This is a genomic window from Klebsiella sp. WP8-S18-ESBL-06 (assembly GCF_014169755.1).
Classification (GTDB): domain Bacteria; phylum Pseudomonadota; class Gammaproteobacteria; order Enterobacterales; family Enterobacteriaceae; genus Kluyvera; species Kluyvera ascorbata_B.
The window spans coordinates 64,266-72,104 of sequence record NZ_AP022258.1; the positions used below are offsets into that span (position 1 = coordinate 64,266).

9 protein-coding genes and 2 pseudogenes are annotated in these 7,839 nt (G+C 52.6%); 3 read left to right on the top strand and 8 right to left on the bottom strand.

Annotation, left to right across the window (positions count from 1 at the left end):
• Positions 1 to 114 precede the first annotated feature (114 nt).
• On the top strand, positions 115 to 372 hold the full coding sequence (locus H7R76_RS24685) for a hypothetical protein (protein WP_000764642.1): 258 nt from the start codon (positions 115 to 117) through the stop codon (positions 370 to 372).
• Positions 373 to 429: 57 nt separating this feature from the next.
• Here H7R76_RS24685 and H7R76_RS24690 read toward each other — a convergent pair whose 3' ends face one another.
• The 3 genes from H7R76_RS24690 to ccdA all read right to left on the bottom strand — a co-directional run bounded on the left by H7R76_RS24690 (position 430) and on the right by ccdA (position 2,574).
• Positions 430 to 1,206, bottom strand: coding sequence for a site-specific integrase (locus H7R76_RS24690; protein WP_182968138.1), 777 nt, complete (start codon positions 1,204 to 1,206; stop codon positions 430 to 432).
• An 842-nt stretch (positions 1,207 to 2,048) separates the two neighbouring features.
• Positions 2,049 to 2,354 (bottom strand): type II toxin-antitoxin system toxin CcdB, encoded by a 306-nt coding sequence (ccdB, locus tag H7R76_RS24695; protein WP_016946795.1) that lies wholly within the window; start codon positions 2,352 to 2,354, stop codon positions 2,049 to 2,051.
• 1 nt (position 2,355) lies between these two features.
• Positions 2,356 to 2,574 carry a type II toxin-antitoxin system antitoxin CcdA gene (gene ccdA / locus H7R76_RS24700; RefSeq protein WP_023294775.1) on the bottom strand — a complete coding sequence of 73 codons (219 nt, stop codon included), beginning with the start codon at positions 2,572 to 2,574 and terminating at the stop codon, positions 2,356 to 2,358.
• Positions 2,575 to 3,203: 629 nt separating this feature from the next.
• On the opposite strand from ccdA, the gene vapB reads away from it, so the two are divergent.
• A complete protein-coding gene (gene vapB / locus H7R76_RS24705) occupies positions 3,204 to 3,434 on the top strand; it encodes a type II toxin-antitoxin system VapB family antitoxin (RefSeq protein ID WP_182968128.1) in 231 nt (76 codons plus the stop codon).
• On the top strand, positions 3,431 to 3,841 hold the full coding sequence (locus tag H7R76_RS24710; RefSeq protein WP_031624380.1) for a PIN domain-containing protein: 411 nt from the start codon (positions 3,431 to 3,433) through the stop codon (positions 3,839 to 3,841). The genes vapB and H7R76_RS24710 overlap by 4 nt, the downstream gene beginning before the upstream one ends.
• A 326-nt stretch (positions 3,842 to 4,167) precedes the next feature.
• Here H7R76_RS24710 and H7R76_RS24715 read toward each other — a convergent pair whose 3' ends face one another.
• The 5 genes and pseudogenes from H7R76_RS24715 to H7R76_RS25345 form a co-directional block, all read right to left on the bottom strand.
• Positions 4,168 to 5,148 (bottom strand): IS5-like element ISKpn26 family transposase, encoded by a 981-nt coding sequence (locus H7R76_RS24715; protein ID WP_000019445.1) that lies wholly within the window; start codon positions 5,146 to 5,148, stop codon positions 4,168 to 4,170.
• A 70-nt stretch (positions 5,149 to 5,218) separates the two neighbouring features.
• A pseudogene (locus H7R76_RS24720) lies at positions 5,219 to 6,025 on the bottom strand (IS5-like element ISKpn26 family transposase); the annotation flags it as partial.
• Between the two features lie 277 nt (positions 6,026 to 6,302).
• Positions 6,303 to 6,584 carry a helix-turn-helix domain-containing protein gene (locus H7R76_RS24725; RefSeq protein ID WP_000780222.1) on the bottom strand — a complete coding sequence of 94 codons (282 nt, stop codon included), beginning with the start codon at positions 6,582 to 6,584 and terminating at the stop codon, positions 6,303 to 6,305.
• Positions 6,565 to 6,894, bottom strand: coding sequence for a type II toxin-antitoxin system RelE/ParE family toxin (locus tag H7R76_RS24730; RefSeq protein ID WP_000493286.1), 330 nt, complete (start codon positions 6,892 to 6,894; stop codon positions 6,565 to 6,567). The genes H7R76_RS24725 and H7R76_RS24730 overlap by 20 nt, the downstream gene beginning before the upstream one ends.
• 254 nt (positions 6,895 to 7,148) lie before the next feature.
• Positions 7,149 to 7,291, bottom strand: a pseudogene (locus tag H7R76_RS25345) (replication-associated protein RepA4); the annotation flags it as partial.
• Positions 7,292 to 7,839 lie beyond the last annotated feature (548 nt).

Below are 7,839 nucleotides of genomic sequence, written 5' to 3' on the forward strand. Positions count from 1 at the left end.
GCCTTTGGCCAGCTTCGCTGTATAAGGGGAAAAATGCGGCATATCCAGACATTTCACTAGGCAATTTGAATTCAGATATCTATGCTTGGGATCCGGTCAACAGGAGGTAACAAGATGAAACTTGAAACTATACAGATAGATAATACCGTAAGGAGTGGTCTTAATTCTTTCACTGACGGGGTGATTATTCGTGATACAAAGGTATTGATCACGCTCAATCTCCCGGATGGACAGAAAACCACTATTGAGGGGGAATGGCGGCATATGTCGGACGCCAACAGGTTGTCAGAACGTATTACGATGCTTCAGCATGCGATCTATGAGCAGTATGAGGAATACAGAGCAGATATTCCCGTCAGCTGGTCCAGATAACGTCTGACAGACCTCCCCGGCGAGCAGGACGTTCGCCAGCATCATTCTCCTAAGTACTTAAATATTCCCTTTCAGCATGGCTACCGCATCCGCTTCGGGCATCTGAAACTGAACTCGATGCTGCGCAGCAACATCAAGTGCGAACACCTTCGTATAGACTTCCGTCGAGCTAATCGATTTGTGGCCCATCAGGCTCTGCAAAACCTTCAGTGGTATGCCGGCATACAGCATATGCATCGCGTAGGAGTGGCGGAACGTATGCGGGGTGACCGGCACCGAGAATGTCACCCCGTCGACGGCGGCCGCTTCAACCGCTTCGCCAATCCAGGTCCGTACTGTCCGGTCGGTGATGTCCCAGATGCGGGCTTTCTCTGTTCTGCCGGTACGCTTGTTGCGTCTTTCCAAAGGTATTTTCAGGGTGGCCACCATCATCTGCAGCTGGCTGACGTAGTGGTGATCGGAGAGCGGAACCAGGCGATGCGCCTGACTACCGGCGGGTGAACGGCCGGCCGTTCTGGTCGCTTTCTCCGTTCGTTGTTTGAGTGTGGCCAGCTGCACAAACGGATACGGCGGTGCCAGCGAAAAATCCCCACGAGTTAGCGCCAGCGCTTCATTAATACGCGCACCGGTGTTCCACAGCGTCGCAAGCAACATCTTGCGGTGAAGATCCGGCACGTAATGGAGCAGGGCGCTGACTTCCGGCGCCAGCAGGTATTTCGGCAGTTCATCCTGTACGAGCGCCATCTGACGCAACGCCAGTGCCGCCGGATAATCAATGGCCACCGGCAACTGAGCAGAGGTATGTGTGACTCTCTGCCCCTGAATGGTAGGCATTATCATGAATTCTCCCCAGTCTTTTTACGCAGACGACGAATTTTAGCTTCGGTTCTTTCTTTACGTTTTTTCCGCCATACCCTAGAGAGGACGAGTTGTGCAGACCATTCCGTTGCATCGAGGCGGGTTCCAGGCAGACCGACGAGTTTTCGCAGTCTCTGGGCCAGAATAACGGCCTTTATCCCCAGACGGGCATAATGGAACTGACGTTCCCGATAATATGGGGAGAGATAGGGAGGCTCCCAGTACTGCTCATAATAAGCCGCGAGATGTCTCCGGACTTCATTCTGAAGTACCGGAAGTTCATGGATCCGGTACATAATCGGGGGGGGAGTGCCCGCCAGTCACCCGAAATATTCTTGATTATCAGCTCCGGAAGATTTTCCGTTGGAGTGTATACACCCTGCGGATCAGGCTCGCCGCAGTCTGTGGCCATACGAGCGCAGCCTTCCGCGAATTGTTCCAGTAAGAAAATCAACTCAGTTGCTATGAATAAACGTTCTTTATCCAGTAATTCCTGAGCAATCTTTAGCTCGTGGCGATGCCGTTATGCAGCCGCTAAAGCCTCACGTTCGCCAGCGTAACGATGATTCAACCGGCTCACCAGAAGGGCAATGCTTCCGGTCAGTATCCCTCCCGATAACGTGGAGATCACCGGTACCCAGACTGAAATTCCGTCCGCCATATTTGTTCCTTAGGGTTTTTGCGTGAACCGTTCGTTTAAGCTGACCCCGCGAAAGCCTGCAGGGCATCCGCTCCGGAGAGCAGTTCATGCTGAGGGTTAAGCTCTGCGGCAATACTTCGTTTTGACATCCTCGATGTCTTTCAGGGCGGGGAGGCTGTCAAATTCCCCAGAACATCAGGTTTATCGCATTTTTGATGTCATTTTCCCGGTGGCTGAGATCGGCCACTTCCTCCCCGGTGACGGAGGACGTGACGCTGGCCATGTCCGTGGTCATCAGGCGGTAGCTGTCGTCCCCGATGTGCACCACCGGATAGAGTTCACAGGAAACCTTATCCGAAAGCAGCCGGGCGCTGGCCAGCGGGATCACCATGCGCCGCCCGGGGGTATCGATGATGTCACTCTGTACATCCACGAACAGACGATAGCGACTCTCTCTTTTATAGGCATAAACCTTAAACTGCATCTCACCAGTCCCTGTTTTCTTCGGCGAATGAACCGTTCATTTCAATAAACCGGGCAACCTCGGCCATCCCTTCCTGATTTTCAGCCTGCCAGCGTTCGGCACGCAAACGGCGGGCCTCATTCTGCATGGCCCTGTTCACCAGACCGGATATATTGACGTCCGCGGATTTCAGTAACTGATAACTGTCGCTGTCTATTGTGACGGTGATGCGCTGCTTCATAATTCACTCCGGAATACACACTAATGATATGCATATCAGTATAGCGTAAGGATGCAGCTGACTCACACCCGCCTGAAACATACTGTTATGTCGCCATTAATTTCATTTTGTGAAATTCACATTCAAAATAATCACCTTAGAGATAACATGCAGCCATACAGTCACGCTGTTAAATTACCTGGCGACCGTTCCGTCCGGATCCGACTTTTTACGTATAACGATGTTTCCGGAAGTGTACCACGGTCAGGGAATAAGCAAAGCGGTCTTTTCTGCCCCTGAGGACCGGGTTACGGGGCAGGGGAGGGACACAACATCTAGCGTCATGGTCAGCTGGGAACACCGCTACATCTTGTGTTTTTTCGGCACTGAGCGCCGGGGACGCAAAAGAAGATCCGAAACTACCAGAAACCGGATCTCTGCAGAAAAAGAGAGAAGAAAGCCTATACATCACATATCCATATGCACGGCATCTGCATATTGCAGGCATATGCATATACCTTCCATCTGCATAGGCAACCCCTATACATATGCCACACATCTGCCTATACTGAACATATGCACACACACCCGGTGCAAGAGCGCTATTTCGGATATGCTCTGCATATCATCCATTACCCGTAGAGAACACCATGAGAACCGTATCCATTTTTAAAAACGGCAATAACCGCGCCATCCGTCTTCCCCGAGATCTGGATTTTGAAGGAGTGAGCGAGCTCGAGATCGTCCGGGAGGGGGACAGCATCATTCTGCGTCCCGTCCGCCCGACCTGGAGCTCATTCCTCAGCCTGGAAAAAGCAGACCCGGACTTTATGGCGGAGCGCGGGGACGTTGTCAGCGACGAAGGACGGGTTGAACGGTGAACAGAATCTATATGCTCGACACCGGTATCTGCACGTTCATCCTGCGCGAGCAGCCGGAAGCCGTCATTAAACGCCTGGAGCAGGCAGTGCTGGCCGGCGATCGGGTTGTGATCTCCGCCATCACCTGGGCCGGGATTTCTCTGGCCGCCCGGGTGTCAGGCCCTGCCGCTGAGCAGCTGGCGGATGCCTTCGCTGCCCGCCTTGATGCCATCCTGCCCTGGGATCGGGCCGCGGTGGATGCGACCACGGAGATTAAGGTGGCGCTGCGCCTCGCCGGCACGTCAATCGGACCGAACGACACGGCGATCGCCGGGCATGCCATTGCCGCCGGTGCCGTGCTGGTGACGAACAGTGTGGGAGAGTTTGAGCGGGTGCCGGGTCTGGTGATGGAAGACTGGGTTAACTGACGGCAGAAAGAACGTATGAAGGCGGGACGTCCGCTTTGTGCCAAGAGCAGACATTTTAAGTCCTCACTGCATTAATTCTTTGGGCACAGGTCAGTCTTACCAGCGGTCAGTGATAGAGTTGCTCGTCGGCGTGCAGCTTGTTATAAGGCTGTTTGTGTGATTCAGTGGCTTCGATCTAAGGAAGGTGCGAATAAGCAGGTCATTTCTTCCCAAGCTGACTCGCTGATTAAAATTTCGCGGATCTGGGCCGATTTTTTTCCCGCAAACACATCGAATCAGCCTATTTAGGCTATTTTTTCCACCATTTCTGGCGTTATTTCCGGTTTTTACTGAGATCTCTCCCACTGACGTATCATTTGGTCCACCCGAAACAGGTTGGCCAGGGTGAATAACATCGCCAGTTGGTTATCGTTTTTCAGCAGCCCCTTGTATCTGGCTTTCACGAAGCCGAACTGCCGCTTGATGATGCGAAACGGGTGCTCCACCCTGGCACGGATGCTGGCTTTCATGTATTCGATGTTGATGGCCGTTTTGTTCTTGCGCGGATGCTGCTTCAAGGTTTTTACCTTGCCGGGACGCTCGGCGATCAGCCAGTCCACATCCACCTCGGCCAGCTCCTCGCGCTGTGGCGCTCCTTGGTAGCCGGCATCGGCTGAGACAAATTGCTCCTCTCCATGAAGCAGATTACCCAGCTGATTGAGGTCATGCTCGTTGGCCGCGGTGGTGACCAGGCTGTGGGTCAGGCCACTCTTGGCATCGACACCAATGTGGGCCTTCATGCCAAAGTGCCACTGATTGCCTTTCTTGGTCTGATGCATCTCCGGATCGCGTTGCTGCTCTTTGTTCTTGGTAGAGCTGGGTGCCTCAATGATGGTGGCATCCACCAAAGTGCCTTGGGTCATCATGACGCCTGCTTCGGCCAGCCAGCGATTGATGGTCTTGAACAATTGACGGGCCAGTTGATGCTGCTCGAGCAGGTGGCGGAAATTCATGATGGTGGTGCGATCCGGCAGGGCGCTATCCAGGGATAATCGGGCAAACAGGCGCATGGAGGCGATTTCGTACAGGGCATCTTCCATGGCACCGTCGCTCAGGTTGTACCAATGCTGCATGCAGTGAATACGCAGCATGGTCTCCAGCGGATAGGGCCGTCGGCCATTGCCCGCCTTGGGATAAAACGGCTCGATGACAGCGGTCATATTCTGCCATGGCAGAATCTGCTCCATGCGGGAGAGGAAAATCTCTTTTCGGGTCTGACGGCGCTTAGTGCTGAATTCACTATCGGCGAAGGTGAGTTGATGGCTCATGATGTCCCTCTGGGATGCGCTCCGGATGAATATGATGATCTCATATCAGGAACTTGTTCGCACCTTCCCTGGCTTTCATGTATTCGATGTTGATGGCCGTTTTGTTCTTGCGCGGATGCTGCTTCAAGGTTTTTACCCTGCCGGGACGCTCGGCGATCAGCCAGTCCACATCCACCTCGGCCAGCTCCTCGCGCTGTGGCGCTCCTTGGTAGCCGGCATCGGCTGAGACAAATTGCTCCTCTCCATGAAGCAGATTACCCAGCTGATTGAGGTCATGCTCGTTGGCCGCGGTGGTGACCAGGCTGTGGGTCAGGCCACTCTTGGCATCGACACCAATGTGGGCCTTCATGCCAAAGTGCCACTGATTGCCTTTCTTGGTATGATGCATCTCCGGATCGCGTTGCTGCTCATTGTTCTTGGTAGAGCTGGGTGCCTCAATGATGGTGGCATCCACCAAAGTGCCTTGGGTCATCATGACGCCTGCTTCGGCCAGCCAGCGATTGATGGTCTTGAACAATTGACGGGCCAGTTGATGCTGCTCGAGCAGGTGGCGGAAATTCATGATGGTGGTGCGATCCGGCAGGGCGCTATCCAGGGATAATCGGGCAAACAGGCGCATGGAGGCGATTTCGTACAGGGCATCTTCCATGGCACCGTCGCTCAGGTTGTACCAATGCTGCATGCAGTGAATACGCAGCATGGTCTCCAGCGGATAGGGCCGTCGGCCATTGCCCGCCTTGGGATAAAACGGCTCGATGACAGCGGTCATATTCTGCCATGGCAGAATCTGCTCCATGCGGGAGAGGAAAATCTCTTTTCGGGTCTGACGGCGCTTAGTGCTGAATTCACTATCGGCGAAGGTGAGTTGATGGCTCATGATGTCCCTCTGGGATGCGCTCCGGATGAATATGATGATCTCATATCAGGAACTTGTTCGCACCTTCCCTAAGTCACCGGCGGCTTGCCTGCCACACATTGAACATTACAGACCAATTAGCACTTTGTCACCGGGGAAAGATGTAAAGATTATGTATAAATAGATTGGCTTAGAAGTGACATTTCAACTTTGGAGAAACAGGTGACATTTTAAACTTGCTTTAACAAAATTTTGGGACTGACCGAAACAAAAAGGCCAGCCCCGGAGGGCTGGCTATTCAGTACAGGGCAATGACAGGTTTCTTGATGCCGCAGGCGTGAGCGTAGCGGGTCAGTGTGTCGATGCTGGCTTTGGTGATGTTGTTTTCCAGGCGAGAAATAACCGGAGGTGTAACCCCCATGCGTTCAGCAACCTGCGCTTTTGTCAGGTTGTCATGCTTGCGCCATTCAGCAAGCAGCTCCCTGAGCTTTTCCTTACGTTCTTCTTCCTGCCATGCAGCGCGATATTCATCGTCCTGCATCCACTCGTTATGCAGTTCTTTATGGCTTACCAGTTTCATTAAGTACCTCCGCTAACCGCTTTTTGGCGAGATCGATTTCTTTCGCTGGCGTTTTCTGTGACTTCTTGATGAAAACACGGAGCATGATGATGGTATTGCCTTTGTGGTATACCCAGATTCCCCTGGCTATGTCCGTCCCCATCGTGCGGATCTCAAAAAGTCCATCGCCCAGGGGCTTCGTGTCCGGCTCCCGCAGTAATCGGGCGTCATACTCCAGTTTGCCGATGAGACGGTCAAACTTCACCCTGATTTTTACGGGTAATGCTGTGGCTTCTTCCCTGGCTTCCGGGTGATAAACAACGCTAAACATGTGACCTCCCATTTCTATTAATATTAACCTATAGGCTAATTTCAGACAAGGTAGAATTAACCTATAAGCTAATTTTGTTGGCAGTTATCGTGGCTACCCGGTCACTACCCTGTTAGCGTGAGTTTTCGTTCCACTGAGGAACGGGGATTTATGCGCGTTAGCGCATGTAAGGCGGCAGGATGAAATGACAGGTAGCACCGAGGGTTAGCCGCCGATACCAGTGAGGGATCGAAAGGGATCGCCTATCCATCCCTTCACCTTGCAAAGCCATATTCCGCTAAAAGCGGCTCAGAGGCTTTTGTGCGCGGTCGGAGTGGTCACAACAAGGCGAAGCCGCAGTTGGGGCGTATCTCCGCGTTAGCGGGTCGTAAGAGCCGCTTACGAGCGTGTAAGCTAATTCTTCAGCGATATTTGCTGACGTATCCGGCGTGGCCGGATTTGTCCAATCCCTCGATGGCTAACAGGCGAGCTGTTAGCCATCGAGGGATTCCGTTCTGAATGCCCCGCGCTTTAGCGTGGGGAGCTACTTTTGAGGCGCTCGCGCCGATGCTGTTCGGTTATCCACTTTTTAAAGGGGATAACAGTAATGTCTTTTATTTTTTGGTTTATCTTTTAATACGTAAGTAATTAAAAGATAAACCAAAAGAGTATTTGCGCCATCTCGTTTGCACTTCATTATCACTTACCCACAAGCTATACAGCAGTTGTGGTGGGTCTACGCCGGAACCGCCGAAAAATCCGTCATTCCTGTAGGCGGGATGGGTTGGATTTCGAAAATTATTGTACTATAAGGGCTTCCCCGGCGTGTCAACGCCGGTGTTTATGGTTTCTGTCTGCTCTTCAGTAAAAATAAAGGGGAGAGACTGCGGTACTATAAACGGCCATGATGAATCGTCATCGATTCGGACCCTGATGAAAGACGCGCGTGAGGTTCTTGTTCGTTAA

What these genes read in the sequence shown, in the direction of transcription:
- ccdA (WP_023294775.1), bottom strand. Translation starts at nt 2,574, where the DNA reads ATGAAGCAGCGCATCACCGTCACAATAGACAGCGACAGTTATCAGTTA.
- H7R76_RS24730 (WP_000493286.1), bottom strand. Translation starts at nt 6,894, where the DNA reads ATGTTTAGCGTTGTTTATCACCCGGAAGCCAGGGAAGAAGCCACAGCA.
- ccdB (WP_016946795.1), bottom strand. Translation starts at nt 2,354, where the DNA reads ATGCAGTTTAAGGTTTATGCCTATAAAAGAGAGAGTCGCTATCGTCTG.
- H7R76_RS24715 (WP_000019445.1), bottom strand. Translation starts at nt 5,148, where the DNA reads ATGAGCCATCAACTCACCTTCGCCGATAGTGAATTCAGCACTAAGCGC.
- H7R76_RS24690 (WP_182968138.1), bottom strand. Translation starts at nt 1,206, where the DNA reads ATGCCTACCATTCAGGGGCAGAGAGTCACACATACCTCTGCTCAGTTG.
- H7R76_RS24685 (WP_000764642.1), top strand. Translation starts at nt 115, where the DNA reads ATGAAACTTGAAACTATACAGATAGATAATACCGTAAGGAGTGGTCTT.
- vapB (WP_182968128.1), top strand. Translation starts at nt 3,204, where the DNA reads ATGAGAACCGTATCCATTTTTAAAAACGGCAATAACCGCGCCATCCGT.
- H7R76_RS24725 (WP_000780222.1), bottom strand. Translation starts at nt 6,584, where the DNA reads ATGAAACTGGTAAGCCATAAAGAACTGCATAACGAGTGGATGCAGGAC.